The sequence below is a fragment of the Pseudomonas sp. FeS53a genome, from assembly GCF_000931385.1.
GTDB lineage: Bacteria > Pseudomonadota > Gammaproteobacteria > Pseudomonadales > Pseudomonadaceae > Metapseudomonas > Metapseudomonas otitidis.
The window spans coordinates 76,918-97,646 of sequence record NZ_JYFT01000011.1 but is presented as its reverse complement, the minus strand read 5'-3'; the positions used below and the strand labels follow the sequence as shown (position 1 = coordinate 97,646).

General features: G+C 68.6%; 14 protein-coding genes and 1 pseudogene. 10 read left to right on the top strand and 5 right to left on the bottom strand.

Annotated features, from left to right (window positions below):
* Positions 1–33: 33 nt before the first annotated feature.
* The 4 genes from SZ55_RS04085 to SZ55_RS04070 form a co-directional block, all read right to left on the bottom strand.
* The gene (locus SZ55_RS04085; RefSeq protein ID WP_044401740.1) at positions 34–2,184 is read right to left on the bottom strand and encodes an AAA family ATPase; all 2,151 of its coding nucleotides are present in this window, start codon (positions 2,182–2,184) and stop codon (positions 34–36) included.
* Positions 2,169–3,380 (bottom strand): hypothetical protein, encoded by a 1,212-nt coding sequence (locus SZ55_RS04080; protein ID WP_044401738.1) that lies wholly within the window; start codon positions 3,378–3,380, stop codon positions 2,169–2,171. The genes SZ55_RS04085 and SZ55_RS04080 overlap by 16 nt, the downstream gene beginning before the upstream one ends.
* A 114-nt stretch (positions 3,381–3,494) precedes the next feature.
* Positions 3,495–4,463: a hypothetical protein gene (locus tag SZ55_RS04075; RefSeq protein ID WP_152644435.1), complete on the bottom strand. Its 969-nt coding sequence runs from the start codon at positions 4,461–4,463 to the stop codon at positions 3,495–3,497.
* A 49-nt stretch (positions 4,464–4,512) separates the two neighbouring features.
* Positions 4,513–5,247, bottom strand: a complete 735-nt coding sequence (locus tag SZ55_RS04070; protein ID WP_044401734.1) for a hypothetical protein — start codon at positions 5,245–5,247, stop codon at positions 4,513–4,515.
* A 312-nt stretch (positions 5,248–5,559) separates the two neighbouring features.
* Here SZ55_RS04070 and SZ55_RS04065 point away from each other — a divergent pair, with 312 nt between their 5' ends.
* The 8 genes and pseudogenes from SZ55_RS04065 (at position 5,560) to SZ55_RS04035 (ending at position 14,454) form a co-directional block, all read left to right on the top strand.
* On the top strand, positions 5,560–6,069 hold the full coding sequence (locus SZ55_RS04065; protein ID WP_044401731.1) for a hypothetical protein: 510 nt from the start codon (positions 5,560–5,562) through the stop codon (positions 6,067–6,069).
* Between the two features lie 12 nt (positions 6,070–6,081).
* Positions 6,082–6,555 carry a hypothetical protein gene (locus SZ55_RS04060; RefSeq protein WP_044401729.1) on the top strand — a complete coding sequence of 158 codons (474 nt, stop codon included), beginning with the start codon at positions 6,082–6,084 and terminating at the stop codon, positions 6,553–6,555.
* 216 nt (positions 6,556–6,771) lie between these two features.
* Positions 6,772–10,494 (top strand): methionine synthase, encoded by a 3,723-nt coding sequence (metH, locus tag SZ55_RS04055; RefSeq protein WP_044401726.1) that lies wholly within the window; start codon positions 6,772–6,774, stop codon positions 10,492–10,494.
* 191 nt (positions 10,495–10,685) lie between these two features.
* Positions 10,686–11,501: pseudogene (locus SZ55_RS28985) on the top strand (cache domain-containing protein); the annotation flags it as partial.
* Between the two features lie 90 nt (positions 11,502–11,591).
* Positions 11,592–12,725 (top strand): methyl-accepting chemotaxis protein, encoded by a 1,134-nt coding sequence (locus SZ55_RS28980; protein WP_442963689.1) that lies wholly within the window; start codon positions 11,592–11,594, stop codon positions 12,723–12,725.
* A gap of 74 nt (positions 12,726–12,799) precedes the next feature.
* The gene (locus tag SZ55_RS04045; protein ID WP_044401720.1) at positions 12,800–13,093 is read left to right on the top strand and encodes a YceK/YidQ family lipoprotein; all 294 of its coding nucleotides are present in this window, start codon (positions 12,800–12,802) and stop codon (positions 13,091–13,093) included.
* 53 nt (positions 13,094–13,146) lie between these two features.
* The gene (locus SZ55_RS04040; protein WP_044401717.1) at positions 13,147–14,187 is read left to right on the top strand and encodes an RNA methyltransferase; all 1,041 of its coding nucleotides are present in this window, start codon (positions 13,147–13,149) and stop codon (positions 14,185–14,187) included.
* A 48-nt stretch (positions 14,188–14,235) separates the two neighbouring features.
* A complete protein-coding gene (locus tag SZ55_RS04035) occupies positions 14,236–14,454 on the top strand; it encodes a DUF2970 domain-containing protein (protein WP_044401713.1) in 219 nt (72 codons plus the stop codon).
* A gap of 5 nt (positions 14,455–14,459) precedes the next feature.
* Here the strand turns inward: SZ55_RS04035 and SZ55_RS04030 are convergent, their stop codons facing one another.
* Complete coding sequence (locus SZ55_RS04030) at positions 14,460–15,551, bottom strand: ABC transporter substrate-binding protein (protein ID WP_052807517.1); 1,092 nt, start codon at positions 15,549–15,551, stop codon at positions 14,460–14,462.
* A gap of 375 nt (positions 15,552–15,926) precedes the next feature.
* Here SZ55_RS04030 and SZ55_RS04025 point away from each other — a divergent pair, with 375 nt between their 5' ends.
* Together SZ55_RS04025 and SZ55_RS04020 are read left to right on the top strand one after the other, a co-directional pair.
* On the top strand, positions 15,927–19,637 hold the full coding sequence (locus SZ55_RS04025; protein WP_044401707.1) for a DUF4132 domain-containing protein: 3,711 nt from the start codon (positions 15,927–15,929) through the stop codon (positions 19,635–19,637).
* The gene (locus SZ55_RS04020) at positions 19,631–20,728 is read left to right on the top strand and encodes an ATP-binding protein (protein ID WP_044401704.1); all 1,098 of its coding nucleotides are present in this window, start codon (positions 19,631–19,633) and stop codon (positions 20,726–20,728) included. The genes SZ55_RS04025 and SZ55_RS04020 overlap by 7 nt, the downstream gene beginning before the upstream one ends.
* The last annotated feature ends 1 nt before the right edge of the window (position 20,729 follow it).

Below are 20,729 nucleotides of genomic sequence, written 5' to 3'. Positions count from 1 at the left end.
CCCCGCCTCCGTCGCGCAGTGACAAAGGCCCGGTCAGACAGGTTGCAGCGCCAATGCCTCGAACTCCTGCTCCAGCAGCACACGGGTTTCCGCCACATCGAACTGATGAGCCAGGAGCGGGACAGCGAAACCATAAGCCCCTGCCTCCCGCTGCAGCACATAGGCCAGCAACAGGCGCGAAAGCGAACGCTGCAACTCGTCCGCCTCGACCCGAACACCGCGCCCACGGAAGCGTTCCACCAGGTCCGCCAGGCGAACCGCACCGTTGCAGGCAACCTGGTAGACCAGGATCCGGTCCAGCCGGCAGGCACGCTCGTCGTGGCTGAGCCGACCCCAGCCGGCCAAGGCGTCGCGCACGGCCTGGGAAGAGATCGCCGCCTGCAGGTGCCGGCGTTCGATGGCCCGCTCACCCGGCTGCAAGCCTTCCAGGCATTCCTGGCAGAGAATCGCCACCAGGTTGGCCCGGCGCCCACTGGCCTCCACCAGGTCCTCGATGAGCGAATCGTTGGCAAACCCCAGCCGTAGCAGCTCCAGCGGCACCCGAGCCAGTTCCCGGCACGCCTCCACTTCCAGCGCGCCCACCGTCAGCACCTCGCCGAAGTTGCGCAGGGGCGACTGGTAGTCCAGCACGGCCGTGGCGTAGAGGTCCCAGAAGCCGGCGAGCATGAACCAGCAGCGCCCCTCCTCGCTCAGCGCCCGCAGGGTGGAAAGCTGCCCATACCCGTGCTGGGCCTCGTCCCGGAAGAACAGGTCCGCCTCGTCGATCAGCAGGAACAGCCGCTTGCCCACGCACTGCGCAGCCAGGTGCTCCACCACCTGCTCCAGCGCCGTTTCGGCAGGCAAACCGAACTGCAGCGCCAGGCGCGGCGCCAGGCGGTGATCACGCAACGAAACGTAGTGGCAGGCCAGGTGAGGATGGTCCTGCAAGCGGCGCTGCACGGCCTTCAGCAGGCTGCTCTTGCCCAGCTGCCGGCCGCCCACCACCAGGTAATTGGACGGCTCCCGGTTAAGCACGCGGGCCAGCATCTGCGCCCGACCGAAGAACGAGCCCGGGCGCACCACGCCTCCACGGGTCTGGTAGGGCGAGATGCGCGTCACCCGCAGCTGGGCCGCCAGCAGGCGCAGCAGCCCCTCGATGGGCCGCGCCGCCAGCAACAGCTCGGTCTGGGCCGCCCCGTCCACCAGCACCAGCAGGTTGGCGGGATCGGCACAATGGTCCCGCAGGGCTTCGCCCGCCTCCTCGCGCACCACCAGCATCACGTCGAGCCCGGTCTGCTGGGCGCGCAGGTGCTGCAGCAGCAACTCGTCGGCCAGCCCCGGCTCCGGCAAGTAGACCAGGCAGCGGTCCATGGACACCGGCAACTCGCCCTTGAACAGCCACTCCCCCATCACCCCCGGGAGGCTCCAGCCGCTGCTCGGCCGGTACTCCGCCCCAAGGCGCAAGGCCAGGGCACCCAGGCGCTGCGAGGCCGTGCCCCGCGCATAGGTCAGGGCCTGGCGCCAGCGCCCGACATTGGTTCCGGCCGCCATCAAGGTCGACTCACGGCGCCCCAGCAGGCCCAGCAGGCGATCCAGCCGAACCAGTTGCCCCACCGGCAAACGCAGCAGGCGGGACGGCCGCATCTGCACCGGCATCAACAGCGGGTGGCGGAGCAGCAACAACAGCGTCGCGACAGCGAACAGCACACCGCAAGCGATCACCACCGCATGCAGGGTATCGATGATGGGGACGCGAGCCTTGTCCGCCTCCTGGCAGTTCAAGGGCAGATAGCCCTGGGGGAATGGCGGGCTGCCCGGTCGGCAACTGGACGTGTTCATCTGCCGGTCGAAGTCGAGGATCATCTGCGTGCCCGCCAGGGAGCCCATCTCGTCCTGGTCCACCACTGTCACCACCAGGCGATAGGGCGCAGGCGACTCGATGCGGACGCTGCTGCGATCCGCCGGGGGCAGGTAGGGCGTGATGTCCGCCGGCCAGCCCCCTTCGATCTGCTGGACGTCCATCAGCTTGAGGCGCAGATTCATCACATCGCCCCAGACCCGGTCCATGGCGGTGATCGCCAGCACACGGCCCCGGCTGAACGGGTTGAGGTGGGGCGTCAGCACCAGGCTGCCCACGAACAGCGTGGCGAAGGCCACCAGCAGCAACCGGGCAGCGCCCGGGCGGCGGATCAGCGACCGGAACATGCGTCGATCACCTTCAGCCCGGCCTCGCGAATCACGCTGGAGCGCCAGCACAGGCGAGCCCCTGCCTCGGTCTCCCGGGCCGTGATCAGGTTGCTCCAGAACAGCCGCCGCAACTCGGCATCCGTCAGGTAAGGATGGGCCCGCCCCAGGTCATCGGCCTGCAAACGCTCCTGCATGCGAGCCCTCGCCACGGCGTCCTCCACCAGCGGTACAAAGGCCTGCCAGAGCCGCTCGCTACCCAGCAGTTGCCGGTGCAGGGATTCAGGCGAGGGCTCCAGCGCCTGGTCGACCAGGGCCTGCAGCCCCTCCTCCACCAAGGCCGGGTGCCCGCCCGTCACCTGCAGCAGCACGCCCAGCGCCGCCGGATCGAAGGCGCGGCCCGGCCAACGCTGTTGCGCCAGCGCATCCAGGTCGCCGTGGCCCAGCTCCGGCCAGTGCACCACCTGGGCGATGTTGAGCAACGACAGGTCGCCGCTGCGGTACTTCAGGTCCGCCAGGGCCTCGCCACCGCAGAGCAGCAGGTGCAACTGGCCGCCATGCATCTCGCTGAGGCTGCGCAGGATGCCAGCGAGGGTCTCGCGCTGGGTCTCGGTGCCCTGCTCGAAACGGCTGACCAGGCAGAACAGCCGCTCGCCATCGAGCAGGCGGCGCTCCAGCGCGGCCTCGAATTCATAGTCGGAGCCCACATCGGCAAACCCGCACTGCCGGCCGATGGCTGCGAAATAGTCGGCGCTGGCGGTGCTGGTGCTGAATGGCGGCTGCACGTGCAACACCGCCGCCTCGCCGTACAGGGCCCGCGCCCGTGCCAGCAGGGCCTGGCGGAACGGCGGCTGCCCCCAGTGGGCCTGGGACAGGAGCATGAGGATGGGGAACGGCGCCAGGCGTCCCAGCCGCTCGAAAAGCCCCTCGATGAAACCGGCGAAGGGGCCGCCCCCCGCTGCCTCCTGCTGCAGGGGAAACTCCAGCTCGAAACCCGCCGCCTCGAACAGGCGGTTGGTCTCGGCCTCGGTCAGGCGCAGGTAGCGCGCACACGCCAGCAAGCGATCACGGAACTTCGGGTTGGGCAGGGACAACCCGTTGCGCCAGTTGTTGACCGCCTCGCGGCTGAGGCCGATTTCGGTGGCGACACCGGCCGCGCTGGCGCGGATGCGCCGCATGTAGAGGGTGAGCAGCTGGGAAAACAACGGGTTATGCATCGGTCAATCCAGGTGAAACGCCCCACAGGGCGGAGCAGGAAAAGGCCCGCCAAAGGGCGGGCCAGAGAAAGCCAAGGGGATGGCAGGGGGCGGACCCACCCCCTGCGCTCAGGCTCAGCTGTAGCTGACACCCAGGTTGAGGGCGATGTGCTCGAGAGCCGCCTTTTCCTGCTTGCTGATCTTGCTGCCGAAACCAAGGAAACCGCCGGAGGACGCGGCCACAGCCTTGCCCAGCGCCACCAGGGTCTCGCAGTAGATCCGCGCATCGTCAGCCGCGACGCGGGCCTGGAGGATCTCGCGGACGCGCACCAACTCCGCCGAGTAGTCCATCGACGTGCTCACCAGTTCCTGCAACAGGGTTGGGGCGTTGCCGACGACGTTGGTGGCCACCCGCGAGAACAGCGGGCTGCCCGAACCGGCCAGGGTCACCAGTTGCTTCATGAAGGCCTCCACCTCCTTCTTGTCGAACTTGCCGTCGGAGGCCGCCACCAGCAGGAACACCAGCACCGGTGAACGGCGCAGGGCATGGAATTCCTCGGCACTGAAGTCGGTATTTTCCTGTCCCGCAGACCCGGAGCTCTCGCCAGCCTGTTCGACGTAGTGGGCATTCCACAGCGCCCAGCCCTGTTCGTGACGCTCCATGCCGCTGAAGAACACCTGGCCCAGTGTCTTGATCTCATCTGCGGAAAAGCCCGCCTCCTCCAGGACCTTGGGTTTGTGCACGGCGAAGCCCGAGGCGTGGTTGGCATTGCGGTAAGGCAGCAACCACTGGAAGCGCCGCCCACGGTCGGAGGCGAAGCGCACATCGGCGATCAGGCAATCGGTCTTGCCCGTGGGCAGGGTCACCATGCCGTCGCGGATGAACACCGCGCCCAGGGTGTCGCCGTCCAACTCGCTGATACGGGCCTCGCCGGCCTGCATGGCCTCTGCCGAGCTGCCCATGGCCAGGCGCACCATCCGCGAGCTCTGGTCCACCCCGAGGTAACCGACGATGGGGATGAGCATCTCCCCGTCCGAAACGCTCTGCACTGCATGACCGGCGAAGAATCCAGCCATCTCCATCACTTTTCTTGCGTGTTCCATCCGTTGGCGTCCTTGTTCGAGTCGGCGGCCCCGTGGCCACCTGAGGGGGTCATTGCAGAGAGAAAGCACAGAGGCCGAGGGCCTCGGGCAGGATGTCCCGCACATCCTGCAGCACCTTGTCGTCCAGTGCATGAAGCAATAGCGAGGTGCCAGCATCAATCTGCAGTACCAGCGCCCGCCTTGTGAAGAGCAGGAAAAGGCTTTCGTGATCCATGTCGATAATCGAGCACGCCAGGCGCTCTTCGTCCGTCAGCGGCGGGTTGATGTAGCCCATGCCCAGGCTGGTGTAGGTCCGCACCAGGTTGTTCCAGACCAGCTTGGCCAACGCCGGATGGCCGGCCAGGCCGAAATACTCGGTGCCTTCGAAGGTCGGGTTGGCGAGGACGATCTCACCGCCATCGGCCAGCGCGGCGATCAGCTCCAGATCCTGCGCCACCCGCTCCTCGATCATCCGCACGATGCGGGTGCCACGGTAGCTGGCCGCCTCCGCTGCACCGGGGTTGCTGAGGTAGGCCCGCTGGTAGAAGTCCACCAGCATCGACACCTGGCCGTCGTCCGCGCGAGCCAGCCGGCAGGAGCTGAGGGTGCAATCCCGCCCCTTGCTGGCCAGGTCGGCGAAATCCACGGCGCACCAGGGCCGAAGCGAGGTGGGCAGGTCCTCGGCCTCGAGGCCGACCAGCTCCGCCTCGTGCAGGCGGCGGGACGGCATGCGGTCCGAAACGTAGTCGAAATCAGCGTTGACGATCACCAGCAATTGGCGGATCAGCTCGTTGCGCAGGTCCATGTGAGGCTCCCGTTTCCCTGGTTTGTTGGAAGAACGGGCCCAGTATTCCGCGCCAAGCGGAGCGAGGCAGTCCCGGAGTTGTCAGGCCCGCATGGCGCCGGTTGACACACCGTCAAGCGGCACCCCGCAGGCCGTCGCATCCGTGAACCGCGTCATTTTCCGTACACGGCGTCAGGCGTATCCTTCGCGCCACGCCGGACCATCAGGGACAGTCGGCGCAGCCACAGGGACGTCGACGGGCACCACGCCCGCTCGCCACCCGGCCGCACCCCGAGGGTCGCCACCCCATCGCATGCTCCACAGGAGATCGTCATGAAAGCCCTCGCCGGTGGCCTTGCCGCCCTGTTCCTCTGTGCCTGCACCCAGGCCGCCGATTGCGGTTTCGCGCCGCTCCCCCTCAGTGCCAGCGCCGCAGCGCCGAACGTCTTCGTCGGCAAGGGCCAGCACCTGGAGGTCAGCTTCACCAACGAGAACCCCGAGATCAAAGAGCCGGATGCCTTCCCCGAGCCCCCCGTGGTGCTGCGCGACACCGCCAGCGGCAAGGGCTGCAACATCGAGGACGGTGGCATCTGGGCCCGTGAACCCCTGTACCTGAGCCGTGACGAGAAGCGCCTGGTGACCTTCGAGTACAGCGGCTCAAACAGCGAGCTGGTGGCCTACGACACCGCCACCTGCAAGGCCGTCCACCGCCTGGACGTCTCCGGCAAGCGCGCCGCCGTGGTGGGCGAGCAGCTGGTGCTGGGCAGCCAGTGCGACGGCGACTCGCTCGGCAGCTGCAAGAAACAGGCGCGCCAACCCGTCCAACCGTTCTGCAAACCCTGATAGGGAACGTCAATGAGCCTCGATACCTGCATCGTCAACGCCTGCACGGCCGCCTGGGATGAAAGCTTCATCGCCGGCACCAAGAACAAGAACAACTGCTCCGGCTTCCTCCAGTCGGTTGCCGCCGCCCTCAACGTGCCGATCCCCGCCGGCAATGCCGACGCCATCATGTCCGGCCTGCCCCAGGCCAGCGGCTGGAAGGAACTGAAGAGCGGCGCGGAAGCCGCGCAGAAGGCCTCCCAGGGCTGGTTCGTGATCGCCGGCCTGAAAGGCAGCGACCACAACCCCGCGCGCAACAACGGCCACGTCGCCGTGGTCATCGGCGGCACCCTGTACCGCGGCACCTACCCGCGCTGCTGGTGCGGCAGCATCGCCGGCCCGGTGGGCCAGAGCCAGGGCGTGCGTTCGGTCGGCGAGGTGTGGAACCGCACCGACCGCGACCTGGTGAAGTACTTCGTGTACGAAACCGTCAGCTGCGCCAAGTAAGCCCGCCACGCCGTGGATGATCCCCCCTCATCCACGGCGCCCGCCTTCCGGGCCGTTTCCGGCCGTCCCCCGCTGTACCCCGCACACCTCGCCAGTCGCCCGTACACAGCCCGGCGCGAACATGAGCCACATTCATGTTCCAGGCAGCACAGGCCGTAAACCCTTCATCTTTGTTATGATCGGCGCCCTTTTTCCGCCCAGCCAGACAGGTCCCTCATGTCCAGCACGCTCACCGATCGTGGCGCACGCCTCAACGCCCTCCAGCAAGCCCTCAAGGAACGCATCCTGATCCTCGATGGCGGCATGGGCACCATGATCCAGAGCTACAAGCTGCAGGAGGAGGACTACCGCGGCGCGCGCTTCGCCGACTGGCCCAGCGACGTGAAGGGCAACAACGACCTGCTGCTGCTGAGCCAGCCGCAAGTGATCGCCGAGATCGAGCGCGCCTACCTGGATGCCGGCGCCGACATCCTGGAAACCAACACCTTCAACGCCACCCGCGTGTCCCAGGCCGACTACGGTATGGAAGCGCTGGTGTACGAGCTGAACGTCGCCGGCGCCCGCGTGGCCCGCCAGGTGGCCGATGCCAAGACCCTGGAAACCCCGGACCGCCCGCGCTTCGTCGCCGGCGTCCTCGGCCCCACCAGCCGCACATGCTCCATCTCCCCGGACGTGAACAACCCCGGCTACCGCAACGTCACCTTCGACGAGCTGGTGGAGAACTACACCGAGGCGACCCGTGGCCTGATCGAAGGCGGTGCCGACCTGATCCTGATCGAGACCATCTTCGACACCCTCAACGCCAAGGCGGCGATCTTCGCCGTGCAGCAGGTGTTCGAGGAGGACGGCGTCGAACTGCCGATCATGATCTCCGGCACCATCACCGACGCCTCCGGCCGCACCCTCTCCGGGCAGACCACCGAAGCGTTCTGGAACTCGGTGCGCCACGCCAGGCCGATCTCCGTGGGCCTGAACTGCGCCCTCGGCGCCAAGGAGCTGCGCCCCTACCTGGCGGAGCTGGCGGCCAAGGCCGAGACCCACGTCTCCGCCCACCCCAACGCCGGCCTGCCCAACGCCTTCGGCGAATACGACGAGACCCCGGCGGAAATGGCCGCCGTGGTGGAAGAGTTCGCCGCCAGTGGCCTGCTGAACATCGTCGGCGGCTGCTGCGGCACCACCCCGCCGCACATCCAGGCCATCGCCGAGGCCGTGGCCAAGCACAAGCCCCGCGCCCTGCCGGACATTCCCAAGGCCTGCCGCCTGTCGGGCCTGGAGCCCTTCACCATCGATCGCAACTCGCTGTTCGTGAACGTCGGCGAGCGCACCAACATCACCGGCAGCGCCAAGTTCGCCCGCCTGATCCGCGAGGAGAACTACACCGAAGCCCTCGAAGTCGCCCTGCAGCAGGTGGAAGCCGGCGCCCAGGTGATCGACATCAACATGGACGAGGGCATGCTCGACTCGAAGGCGGCCATGGTCACCTTCCTCAACCTGATCGCCGGCGAGCCCGATATCTCCCGCGTGCCGATCATGATCGACTCCTCCAAGTGGGAGGTGATCGAAGCCGGCCTCAAGTGCATCCAGGGCAAGGGCATCGTCAACTCCATCTCCATGAAGGAAGGCGTCGAGCAGTTCAAGCAGCACGCCCGCCTGTGCAAGCGCTACGGCGCCGCCGTGGTGGTGATGGCCTTCGACGAGGTCGGCCAGGCCGACACCGCCGCGCGCAAGAAGGAAATCTGCAAGCGCAGCTACGACATCCTGGTCAATGAAGTGGGCTTCCCGCCGGAAGACATCATCTTCGACCCGAACATCTTCGCCGTCGCCACCGGCATCGAAGAGCACAACAACTACGCCGTCGACTTCATCGAGGCCTGCGCCTACATCCGCGACGAGCTGCCCCATGCGCTCTCCTCCGGCGGCGTCTCCAACGTCTCGTTCTCGTTCCGCGGCAACAACCCGGTGCGCGAAGCCATCCACTCGGTCTTCCTCTACCACGCCATCCGCAACGGCCTGACCATGGGCATCGTCAACGCCGGCCAGCTGGAGATCTACGACGAGATCCCCGCCGAGCTGCGCGAGAAGGTCGAGGACGTGGTGCTCAACCGCCACGAAGGCAGCACCGAGGCGCTGCTGGCCATCGCCGAAAACTACCGGGGCGGCGGCGCCGTAAAGGAAGCCGAAGACGAGGAATGGCGCAGCTACCCGGTGACCAAGCGCCTGGAGCACGCCCTGGTCAAGGGCATCACCGCCTTCATCGTCGAAGACACCGAGGAGTGCCGCCAGCAGTGCGCGCGCCCCATCGAAGTCATCGAAGGCCCGCTGATGGCCGGCATGAACGTGGTCGGCGACCTGTTCGGCGCCGGCAAGATGTTCCTGCCCCAGGTGGTCAAGTCCGCCCGCGTGATGAAGCAGGCCGTGGCCCACCTGATCCCCTTCATCGAAGAGGAAAAGGGCGACAAGCCCGAGGCCAAGGGCAAGATCCTCATGGCCACGGTCAAGGGCGACGTCCACGACATCGGCAAGAACATCGTCGGCGTCGTGCTTGGCTGCAACGGCTATGACATCGTCGACCTCGGCGTGATGGTGCCGGCGGAGAAGATCCTCCAGGTCGCCCGCGAGGAGAAGTGCGACATCATCGGCCTCTCCGGGCTGATCACCCCCTCCCTGGACGAGATGGTCCACGTCGCCCGCGAGATGCAGCGCCAGGGCTTCCAGTTGCCGCTGATGATCGGCGGTGCCACCACCTCCAAGGCCCACACGGCGGTGAAGATCGAGCCGCAGTACAGCAACGACGCCGTGGTCTACGTCACCGACGCCTCCCGCGCCGTGGGCGTGGCCACCAGCCTGCTGTCCAAGGAACTCAAGCCCGAGTTCGTCGAGAAGACCCGCGTCGACTACGCCGAAGTCCGCGAACGCACCGCCAACCGCGCCGCCCGCACCGAGCGCCTGGCCTATGCCGACGCCATCGCCAACAAACCGGCCTTCGACTGGACCGGCTACCGCGCGCCCAAGCCCAGCTTCACCGGCGTGCGCGTGCTGGAAGACATCGACCTGGCGGTGCTGGCCGAGTACATCGACTGGACGCCCTTCTTCATCTCCTGGGACCTGGCCGGCAAGTACCCGCGCATCCTCACCGACGAAGTGGTGGGCGAAGCCGCCACCGCGCTGTTCGCCGACGCCCAGGCCATGCTGAAGTCGCTCATCGAGCAGAAACTGATCAAGGCCCGCGCGGTGTTCGGCTTCTGGCCCGCCAGCCAGGTCAACCACGACGACATCGAAGTGCGCGACGAGCAGGGCAAGCCGCTGGCCGTCCTGCACCACCTGCGCCAGCAGACCATCAAGCCCGATGGCAAGCCGAACCTCAGCCTGGCCGACTTCGTCGCACCGAAGGAAAGCGGCGTCACCGACTACGTCGGCGGCTTCATCACCACCGCCGGCATCGGCGCCGAGGAGCTGGCCAAGCAGTACGAAGCCAAGGGCGACGACTACAGCGCCATCATGGTCAAGGCCCTGGCCGACCGCCTGGCCGAGGCCTGCGCCGAATGGCTGCACGAGCGCGTGCGCAAGGAGTACTGGGGCTACGCAGCCGATGAGCAGCTGGACAACGAAGCCCTGATCAAGGAGCAGTACAAGGGCATCCGCCCCGCCCCCGGCTACCCGGCCTGCCCGGACCACACCGAGAAAGCCACCCTGTTCCGCCTGCTGGACCCGACCGCCGACTTCGGCAAGCCCGGCCAGAGCGGCGTGTTCCTCACCGAGCACTTCGCCATGTTCCCGGCTGCCGCCGTGTCCGGCTGGTACTTCGCCCACCCCGAGGCGCAGTACTTCGCCGTCGGCAAGGTCGAGCGCGACCAGATCGAGCAGTACAGCAAGCGCAAGGGCCAGGAGCAGACGGTCAGCGAGCGCTGGCTGGCGCCCAACCTGGGCTACGACAACTGAGCCATCGACAGGGCGCCCATGGGCGCCCTGTCTTCATTCCCCCTCCTCTCTCCTTCCCTCCTGCCTCGCCCCCTCGCGACCGTCCGTCCCTTCGGGCTGGAGCAGTTTCCGAAAACGCCGATAGCCAAAACAGGCGGGCCCGCTGGCCAGGCATTGCGCTTGCATGCTGATCTGTGCGGCCCGGGAGCCCCATGGCTCCCCTTCGAGACCGGGAAACGAGGAGTACCTGCATGTCGCTGCTGCCTGATCGTATTTCCACCCGCCTGACCCTGGGCGCCATCCTCCTGCTGTTGCTGACCGCCCTCGCGGTGTTCGCCGTGATGGTGCTGCGTGGCCAGCCCCGCGTCGTCGCCGAGAGCAACGCCCTGATCGAACAGACCGGCAGCGCCATCGTGCGCCAGCTCGGCCTGCAGCTCGCCGGCATCCAGGGGCTGGCGGTGAGCATGGCCCACCTGGCCCAGACCCTGCCCCATGACGAGGCGCTCTACCGCACCACCTACCCGCCGCTGATCGACAACAGCGGCGACGCCGCCATCGCCGGCGGTGGCATCTGGCCGGAACCCAATGCCTTCACCAGCGGCACCGAGCGCCGCAGCTTCTTCTGGGCACGCAACACCAGCGGCGCCCTGGATTACTCGGACGACTACAACAAGCCCGACGGCCCCGGCTACCACAACGACGCCTGGTACACCGGCGCCCGCAGCGCCGCCGGCAATGCCTGCGTCTGGTCAGAGGCCTACCAGGACCCGGTCAGCAAGGTGCCCATGGTCACCTGCAGCGTGCCCTACCAATTGCAGGGCCGCTTCGCCGGCGTCAGCACCATCGACCTGCGCCTGGACGACCTGGCCCGTTTCCTCAAGGAACAGGGCACGGTTACCGGCGGCTACGCCTTCGCCCTGGACCAGGCCGGCAACGTCCTGTTCTTCCCCCTCGGCCAGGACGTGACCATGCAGAAGTTCGACGACCTGGCCAGCCGCGAGGCCTGGCTCGCGCCCTTGCAGGAGGCCCGCCGCAAGGCCGCCGCCGACGGCCACTCCAGCGTGCAGCTGGACGCCGACGCCGTACTCGACACCACCGTCCAGGCCAACCTGTTCCGCATGCCGCAAACCGGCTGGGTGGTCGGGCTGGTCACCCCCCAGGCTCGCGTCACCGGCCTGGCTCGCGCGCTGACCTATGAGCTGCAGGCCTTCCTGCTGCCGGTGCTGGGCCTGCTGCTGCTGTTCGTCTGGCTGGCCGGGCGCAAACTGCTGGAGCAGATCGGCGAGACCACCGCGCAGATCCAGGCCCTCGGCAATGGCCAGTCCGGCCAGGGCGGCGCCCTCAGCGTGCTACGCGACGACGAGATCGGCCAGCTGCGCCAGGCGGTCAACCAGTACGCCGGGCGCCTGCAGGGCATGCTGCAGAGCATCGCCAGCGAATCCCAGCGCCTGCGTGACGAGGCCGGCAGCCTCGGCCGCCTGAGCAGCGCCCTGCTGCAACGGGCCGAGCAGCAGCGCCAGGAGAACACCCAGCTGGCCACCGCCATCACCCAGATGTCCTCCAGCGCCCAGGAAGTGGCACAGAACACCAACGACTGCGCCGACACCGCCCAGCGCTCCCAGAGCGTGGTGCGCCAGGGCCAGGACAAGGTGGCCGCCAACAGCCGCGCCATCCAGGCCCTGGCCGGCGAGATGGCCAGCGCCGCCGCCGTGATCACCCAGCTGGAGCAGGACAGCCAGCAGGTCGGCGCCGTGCTGGACGTGATCAAGGCCATCTCCGAACAGACCAACCTGCTGGCCCTCAACGCCGCCATCGAAGCGGCCCGGGCCGGCGAACAGGGCCGGGGCTTCGCCGTGGTGGCCGACGAAGTGCGCTCCCTGGCCGGCAAGACCCAGAGCTCGGCCAACGAGATCAGCGGCATGATCGCCAACCTCCAGCAGGCCTCACGCCAGGCGGTGCAGGCCATGCAGGCCGGGGAGGCGCGCACCCGCCACGCCGTGGAGGAAGCCGAAGGCGCCGCCAGCAGCCTGTCGGCTACGGTGCAGAGCTTCGACGACATCTCCCAGCGCGCCCAGCAGATCGCCGTCGCCGCCCAGCAGCAGAGCCACGTCACCCAGGAGATCAACGAACTGGCCGTGCGCATCCACTCCGCCAGCGAAGAGAACGCCCGCGACGCCGTGGACCTCGACGCCCTCGGCCACTCCGTGCAGGACGCCGCCAGCCGCCTGGCCGAGCTGAGCCGCGGTCGCTGAGACTGCGAACGGTGCCCACCGAAGCGAAGCGGAAGCTGCTAGGCTCCCGCTTTCTTCGCCGCCGAGACCCAACCATGCCCTTCCCCACAGGCCGCCTTGCAGGCCTCGCCCTGATCGCCGCCCTGCTCGGCGGATGTGGCTCCATCCTCGCCCGCAGCCAGGACGTCCACCTGGTGGATGCCGACTACTTCCGCAGCACCCAGGGCGACGTGCAGTTGCTCACCGGCCACCTGGACGAAGGCTCCTTCCCCATGAGCACCGTCTGCTGGATGTCGCTGATCTGCCCGGTCGCCACCGCGGTCTCGGTGCCGGTGGACCTGGTGGTGGATGTCGCCCTGCTGCCCCACGACATCGCCGCCGAGCGCTGAAGCCCCCGGCGCCCCTACTTAAGCGCCCAAGCCGGTGGTAGGATGCGCGCCCCATGCGTATCCACGACCTCGACCAACAGCTCGCCGCCCTTGGCGCCAAGCCCATCCACCGGGATCGGATGCTGCGTGCCTGGCTGCAGGGCAAACCCCTGGACAGCGGCCGCCCACGCCAGCAGGCCGACGACTTCCTGCCGCTGCGGGTGCGCGAAGCCCTGCCCGCCCTCACCGAAACCCTCGACAGCCTGGTGCGCCTGCGCTCCGAGCACCCCGGTGGCGACGGCTCGGCCCGCCTGCTGGTGGGCCTGGGCGACGGTCAGATGGTGGAGAGCGTGCTGCTCCCGCGCGACGGCCTGTGCGTCTCCAGCCAGGTGGGGTGCGCTGTCGGCTGCGTGTTCTGCATGACCGGCAAGAGCGGCCTGCTGCGCCAGGTCTCCAGCCTGGAGATCGTCGCCCAGGTGGTGCTCGCGCGGCGCTACCGCAAGGTCAGGAAGGTGGTGTTCATGGGCATGGGCGAGCCCGCCCACAACCTGGACAACGTACTGGAAGCCATCGACCTGCTCGGCACCCTCGGCGACATCGGCCACAAGAACCTGGTGTTCTCCACCGTCGGTGATCCCCGCGTGTTCGAGCGCCTGCCGCACCTGCGGGTCAAGCCCGCCCTCGCCTTGTCACTGCACAGCAGCAAGGCCGAGGTCCGCGAGCAACTGCTGCCGAAGGCCCCGCGCATCGCCCCGGACGAGCTGGTGGAACTGGGCGAGACCTACGCCCGCCAGGTCGGCTACCCCATCCAGTACCAGTGGACCCTGCTCGAAGGCATCAACGACAGCCTCGAAGAGGCCGAAGGCATCCTGCGCCTGCTCAAGGGCAAGTACGCGGTGATGAACCTGATCCCCTACAACAGCCTGGAAGTCGACGACTACAACCGCCCCAGCGGCGAGCGCATCGTCGAGCTGGTGCACTACCTGCACCGCAACGGCGTGCTGACCAAGGTGCGCAACTCCGCCGGCCAGGACGTGGAAGGTGGCTGCGGCCAACTGCGCGCCCGCGCCGTAGAGCGGGTCAACACCCGCCGGCTGCATTCCCCCGCCTCCTGACCCGGCAATTCCATGGAAAGCACCTACGCTTGCAGCAGGAGGTGCCCCATGGACGACCCACAGCAAGACCGCCCACTGACCTTTCGCGAAATGCTCCACAGCGTCGCCGCTGCGGCGTTCGGGGTGCAGAGCGGCAAGAACCGCGCCCGTGATTTCAGCCGGGGCAAGCCCAGCCACTTCATCCTGCTGGGCGTGCTGTTCACCCTGGTGTTCGCGCTGATGCTGTTCGGCGTGGTGAAGCTGGTGCTGCACCTGGCCGGCCTGTAGCCGCCTCAGTCCAGCAGCGGCGCCAGGGAGAAGCGGTAGCCGGAGAACCCGGGATTGCCCCGAGCGCCGAAATCGCGGAAGCGAACCCCGTAGCCCGGCTGGCGGATGTGCGCCAGCAGCCGGCGCGCCTGCTGCACATCCAGCCGGGTGAACAGCCGGGCATGCTGGTCGACGCCACCGTAGCGGGCGAAATCCAGCCCGGCGTCGTAATCCGCCAGCATCACCAGCGCCCAGCCCCCCAGGGTGAAGTGCCCGCCCACCAGCACGTCCACGCGCCCGTCGATGCGCGCCTGCAGCACCTCCGGTGAATTGTTCAACGCGGAAACATGCAGGCGCCCACACACCAGCGGGCCCAGCGCATCGGCGGCACGCATGGCGCCAAAGGCCATCTCATCGTTGGCGGCCCAGATCAGGCTGACCCGCGGATAACGCGGCAGCAGCTGGCTGGCCTGCTCGAAGGCGCGGCCCCGGTCCCACTCCGCGTACACCAGCTGGCGCAGTCGCACATCCGGGTTGGCGGCCAGTACCCGGCGCAGCCCGGCCTCGCGAAAGCGCGCAGCAGGCGTCTGCTTCACCCCGGAGAACGCCAGCATCTCGATGGTTCCCTGGGGCTGCAGGCGACGCTGCTGACGGATCAGCTCCTCGGCCATCAGCGCGCCAGCCTCCTCGTCATTGGGCACCAGGCTGCCGATCCAGTTGCTGTAGCGCTCGCGCGGGCCACCGGTCAGCTCACGCTGCTCGTCGGTGAGGGTGCTGTTGACGGTGAACAGGCGAACGCCGCTGCCCTGCCCCAGGCGGAGGATCTCCGGCGCGGCGTATTGCTCGTTGACGAACACCAGGTAGTCGGGGCGCTGGGCTTCCGGCCCCTGCAGGATCGCCCGGGCCTGGCGCAGCATGCGCGCGTTGTCGCGCTCGGCGAACTCGATGCGCAGGTCCATCCCCAAATCATCGGCGGCGGCCTGCATGAAATCGGCGTAGCTGCGCCAGAACGGCTCGTCGCTACGACCGGGGTTGAGGAACACGACGGAGGCGGCCTGCGCCAGGCCACAACAGAGCAGGCCCACGCACAGGGCCAGGGAACGCAGGAAGGGCATCAAGGAGAACCTGTTCGTCGAATGCGCCGCAGTATACCCGCGCCACGTCTGCCCTGCCCCGCCGCCTCGCTGGGTCCGTCTACTGGTGGCTCACCCAGAACACCGCCGTGGAGACGACGATCAGGATCAGGCAGAAGATGGCGATGGCGTCCGCGCGGCTGTCCCCGCCCGGGTGCTGAATAGGTTCGTTCATGGCAACCCCTTCTTGTGGTTATGGATGGGCACGCTCCAGCAGTTAAGACCAGGCCCGGCAGGCCCTCAAGGCAGGCCGTCGGGAGGAAAACTTGCGCCAGCCAGCAAACCCTGCGCGCGAGCAGGCGAGCGACCGGCCCGATGTTTTAACATCGGCGCCTCGCATTCCAAGGACAGGCCCTCCCCATGCTGCAGACACTGCTGGAAAAGCTCGGCATCACCGCCCCCACCACCCCCTTCGCCAAGCACGTCGCCGAAAGCCTCGAGGTGCTGGACATCCTGGCGCCGGGCCTGGCCGCCCGTGCCGCCGCCTTCGTCCTCAGCGGGCGGGAGGAACAGGTCCTCGCCGAGCTGTCCCGGCTCAATGGCGAAGAAGCCGCCGTGCTCCTCGACCAGCCCGCCACCCTCGGCTGGTGGTACCCCTCGGGCAACCTGCGCAACGACGCCCAGAAGCACAAGAAGCGCATCAACGCCGCGACCAATGCACGCACCCGCCTCTACGTGATCGGCGCCGAACCCGATGTCGTCGCCCTGACCCGTTTCGGCAAGGTGCTGGCCGCCGCCTGCCAGGGCGTCAACCTCACCCGTATCGCCCAGGTGCCCGACTGGTTCATCTACCTGGTGGTCGACGCCCTGCACACCACCCGCAAGGACTTCGGCAGCAAGATCAGCAGCGACCTGCGCCAGCACTGGACCCTCGACCTGCTCACGCGCCTGCTGGCAGTGGACGACCTGCCCGGCGACGACGCCCTGCTGCTGGTGCTGGACCGCCGCGACCTCGGCGACTACCACTGGCGCGACCTCAACGCCCTGCTGCGCCTGCCCGACCTGGCCGACCACCTGCTGCAGCACCCCGAGGCCACCCGCGCCCTGCCGGCCCGCCTCTCGGCCAGCGGCAACCTGTCCCTGGTGGGCCTGATCGGCCCCCACCCGCGCCTGGCCGCGGCCTACGCCGACATCCTCGTGCGCCTCGCGGTGAACAGCGCCAAGACCGTGCGCGCCGCCGCCGGCCCGCACGTGGAGACCCTGCCCCAGGACGTCAAGCTGGAACAGCTCGGCCTCCTGCTGGCGACCGGCAGCAGCAGCGAACGCACCCTGGCCGCCGACCTCCTCGCCCGCAGCGGCGAGGGCGCACGGGCGATTCTCCAGGCGCGCCTGGCCGAGGAAACCTCCAAGCCCGTGCAGCAGGCACTGGCCAGCGCCATGGCCCGCCTGGACAGCCAGTCCAGCGCCGAGGAACAGGTGCTGCCGGAGGCCGGCGACTACGAGCGCTGCCCCGACGTGGAACTGGGAGCCGCCACCCTCGACCTGCTGCGCCGCAACCTCACCGAACTGCTGGAGGAGAGCCGCCTCTCCGCCGAGGAAGAGATCCGCAGCAACCTGGAACACAAGCGCAAGTGGGACTGGCAGCAGAAGGCCTACAAGAAACTCAAGGCCCTGACCGACAAGGACCTGCAGGCCGCCCTCGACTTCCTCAACGGCAAGAGCCGCAAGCTCTCCGACGGCCTCGACGACGTGCTCGCCTACCGTGGCCGCCTGGCCGCCAGCGCCGACGTCAACCTGCTGCACGCCCTGCGGGTGACCCGCCGCCGCTACTTCAACGCCTACCAGCTCATGCAGTGGCTCAAGGGCGACGCCCTGCGCCGTCTCGACCTGCGCACCCTGGCCGACGCCCTGCGCCGCTGCGGCAGCGAAGAGCCTGAGCGCGAGACCGCCGGCCTGTGCTTCGGCTGGAACTCGCCGCTGGCCCAGCTCGACCCCGACCGCGTCTGGCCGTTCTTCGCCGAGCACCCGCAGTTCCTCGAAGAGGCCTTCGGCCTGCGCCCCAACCATGGCCGCACCGAGTTCGACGTGCCCACCGCCCTCAGCCTGCTGGAGCGCTTCCCGGTGCTGCCGAAACGGCTGATCCCGGTGCTGCTGGAACTGGCCCTGGGCGCCAGCAAGACCAACCGCAGCGAAGCCCAGCGCCTGCTGGAAACCCTGCCCGACATCGCCGAGCGCGCCATCGAGGCCCTGGGCTCCAGCAAGCAGGAGATCCGCACCCTCGCCGCCGAATGGCTGCAACGCCTGGGCCGCCCCGAAGCCGTCCCCGCGCTCAAGGCCGCCCTGGCCAAGGAAAAGCGCGAGACCGTGCGCGCCGCCCTGCTCACCGCCCTGGAAGCCCTGGGCGACGACATCAGCGGCCACCTCGCCCCCGCCGTACTGCTCGCCGAAGCGCGCAAGGGCCTGCAGGGCAAGGCCCCGGCCAGCCTGGCCTGGCTCGACCTGGACCGGCTGCCCGCCTGCCAGTGGCTGGACGGCAGCGCAGTGGAGCCGGAGATCGTGCGCTGGTGGGTGGTGCTCGCCTGCAAGCTCAAGGAGCCGGCCGGCAACGCCCTGCTCAACCGCTACCTGGAGCTGCTGGCCCCGGCCAGCCGGGCAGCGTTGGGCAAGGCCCTGCTGCTGGGCTTCATCGCCCAGGACACCCGCCACCCGAGCCAGGAGGAGGCCATCGCCCACGCCCAGACCAACCTCGCCCAGCGCATGCAGAGCTACCAGGCCTGGGCCAAGTGGTCCCCCGAGTACGCCGACATCACCCAGGAGCAGGCCTTCGAGATCCTCAAGCGCGAGCACCTGTCCATCTACCTGGGCAGCGCCATCGCCGACAAGGGCATCCTCGCCCTCACCTGGGCCATGGCCGGCCACGAGCTGGTCAGCCTGCTGCAGGCCTACATGCGCGACCACTACCAGCGCCGCGCCCAGGTCGAGGCCCTGCTCAGCGCCGCCGCCAACAGCAACGACCCGCTGGTGATCCAGCTGCTGCTGGCCGTCGCCCGCCGCCACCGCACCGCCTCGGTCCAGGCCCTGGCCCGCGTACTGGTGGAGCAGATCGCCCAGCGCAATGGCTGGAGCGCCGATGAACTGGCCGACCGCACCATCCCCAGCGCCGGCTTCGACGAACAGGGCGTGCTCAACCTGCAGTACGGCGAGCGCCTGTTCACCGCGCGCCTGGACGGCGCCCTCAAGCTGGAGCTGCGCAACCCCGACGACAAGGTGGTCAAGGCCCTGCCCGAGCCGCGCAAGAGCGACGACCCGGCGCTGATCAAGGAAGCCAAGACCCAGCTCTCCACCAGCAAGAAGGAGCTCAAGCAGGTCATCGAACTGCAGACCCAGCGCCTCTACGAAGCCATGTGCGCCGAGCGCCTGTGGCCTGCCGGCGAGTGGCGCGAGTACCTGCAGCGCCACCCGGTGGTCACCCACCTGGTGCAGCGCCTGGTCTGGGCCGAAGTGGCCGAGGATGGCGCCCTGCGCCTGTTCCGCCCCACCGAGGACGGCAGCCTGATCGACCTCGACGACGACGAGGTCGAGCTGGACGAAACCCGCCGCGTGCGCCTGGCCCACGCCGCCCTGGTGGACGCCGACACCGCCAAGGCCTGGACCGCCCACTTCAAGGACTACAAGGTCAAGCCGCTGTTCGCCCAGATGAGCCGCATGCTGCCCGAGCCCACCGCCAGCGGGGCGCCGGAGCAGGACGAAGGCAGCGGCGAACGCATCGCCGACCGCCTCGGCTGGCTCAGCGACACCTTCACCCTGCGCGGCACCCTCACCAAGCTCGGCTACCAGCGCGCCGCCGCCGAGGACGGGGGCTTCTTCGACCACTACTTCAAGGAGTTCTCCAGCCTGGGCCTGCGGGTGTGCATCGGCTTCACCGGCAACTGCCTGCCCGAAGAGAACGTCCCCGCCGCGCTCACCCACCTCAGCTACGAACGCATGGCCCAGCGCTGGTCGACCGGCGAGAGCCTGCCCCTGGCGGAGATCCCGCCCGTGCTGCTGGCCGAGACCTACGCCGACTACCGCGCCGCCGCCGACGCCTGCGTCGGCTTCGATCCCCAGTGGAAGAAGAAGACACCATGGTAAGCACCGCCCTGCGCCACAGCGCCGAACACCTGCATGCCGACGAACTGGCGCGCCTGAGCGAAGCCGACCAGCAGGCCGGCGCCGACCTGCCCCCGGGCTGGCTGCGCTCGCCGCGTTCGGTGCGCCGCTTCATCCTCGGTGACGACGCCCTGGGCATCAGCCGCAAGTTCTACGGCGACGACGCCCTGGTGGACCGCGCCATCGTCACCCTGCTCGGCCGCCAGGGGCTGATGCTGGTGGGCGAGCCGGGCACCGCCAAGTCGATGCTCTCCGAGCTGCTGGCCGCCGCCATCAGCGGTGACTCCACCCTCACCATCCAGGGCACCGCCGGCACCACCGAGGACCACATCAAGTACTCCTGGAACTACGCCCTGCTGCTGGCCGAGGGGCCGACCCCGCGCGCCCTGGTGCCCTCCCCGCTGCACCAGGGCATGCAGGCCGGCAAGCTGGTGCGCTTCGAGGAGATCACCCGTTGCCCGCCGGAGATCCAGGACGTGCTCGTCTCCCTGCTCTCCGAGAAGCAGATGATGATCCCCGAGCTGGGCGAAGGCGGCCGCCTGCTGGCCCGCCCCGGCTTCAACCTGATCGCCACCGCCAACCTGCGCGACCGCGGCGTGCACGAGATGTCCGCCGCCCTCAAGCGCCGCTTCAACTTCGAGACGGTGCGCCCCATCGCCGACAGCGAATTCGAAGTGGAGCTGGTGATGCGCCAGCTGCAGCGCGAACTGGGCGAGCAGGCCGGCAAGGTCGCCGTCGAGCGGGACGTCATCACCCTGCTGGTCACCGTGTTCCAGGAGCTGCGCCAGGGCAGCACCCGCGAAGGCACGGCGATCAAGGCCCCGGACGCGGTGATGTCCACCGCCGAGGCGGTCAGTGTCGCCTACGCCGCCGCCCTGGAGGCCCGCTACCTGGGCGACGGCCGCCTGACCGCCGCCGAGCTGGCGCGCCAGTTGCTCGGCGTGGTGTTCAAGGACAGCCAGGACGACGCCCGACGCCTGCGCCACTACCTGGACAGCGTGGTGCGCGAGCGCGCCCGCCGCGACGACCACTGGAAGCGCTTCTTCGACGCCAGCAAGGGCCTCTGGGACTGAG

Excerpts from the sequence above, each read along its gene's own strand:
- SZ55_RS04085 (WP_044401740.1), bottom strand. The coding sequence starts at position 2,184 with ATGTTCCGGTCGCTGATCCGCCGCCCGGGCGCTGCCCGGTTGCTGCTG.
- SZ55_RS04080 (WP_044401738.1), bottom strand. The coding sequence starts at position 3,380 with ATGCATAACCCGTTGTTTTCCCAGCTGCTCACCCTCTACATGCGGCGC.
- SZ55_RS04075 (WP_152644435.1), bottom strand. The coding sequence starts at position 4,463 with ATGGAACACGCAAGAAAAGTGATGGAGATGGCTGGATTCTTCGCCGGT.
- SZ55_RS04070 (WP_044401734.1), bottom strand. The coding sequence starts at position 5,247 with ATGGACCTGCGCAACGAGCTGATCCGCCAATTGCTGGTGATCGTCAAC.
- SZ55_RS04065 (WP_044401731.1), top strand. The coding sequence starts at position 5,560 with ATGAAAGCCCTCGCCGGTGGCCTTGCCGCCCTGTTCCTCTGTGCCTGC.
- SZ55_RS04060 (WP_044401729.1), top strand. The coding sequence starts at position 6,082 with ATGAGCCTCGATACCTGCATCGTCAACGCCTGCACGGCCGCCTGGGAT.
- metH (WP_044401726.1), top strand. The coding sequence starts at position 6,772 with ATGTCCAGCACGCTCACCGATCGTGGCGCACGCCTCAACGCCCTCCAG.
- SZ55_RS28980 (WP_442963689.1), top strand. The coding sequence starts at position 11,592 with ATGCCGCAAACCGGCTGGGTGGTCGGGCTGGTCACCCCCCAGGCTCGC.
- SZ55_RS04045 (WP_044401720.1), top strand. The coding sequence starts at position 12,800 with ATGCCCTTCCCCACAGGCCGCCTTGCAGGCCTCGCCCTGATCGCCGCC.
- SZ55_RS04040 (WP_044401717.1), top strand. The coding sequence starts at position 13,147 with ATGCGTATCCACGACCTCGACCAACAGCTCGCCGCCCTTGGCGCCAAG.
- SZ55_RS04035 (WP_044401713.1), top strand. The coding sequence starts at position 14,236 with ATGGACGACCCACAGCAAGACCGCCCACTGACCTTTCGCGAAATGCTC.
- SZ55_RS04025 (WP_044401707.1), top strand. The coding sequence starts at position 15,927 with ATGCTGCAGACACTGCTGGAAAAGCTCGGCATCACCGCCCCCACCACC.
- SZ55_RS04020 (WP_044401704.1), top strand. The coding sequence starts at position 19,631 with ATGGTAAGCACCGCCCTGCGCCACAGCGCCGAACACCTGCATGCCGAC.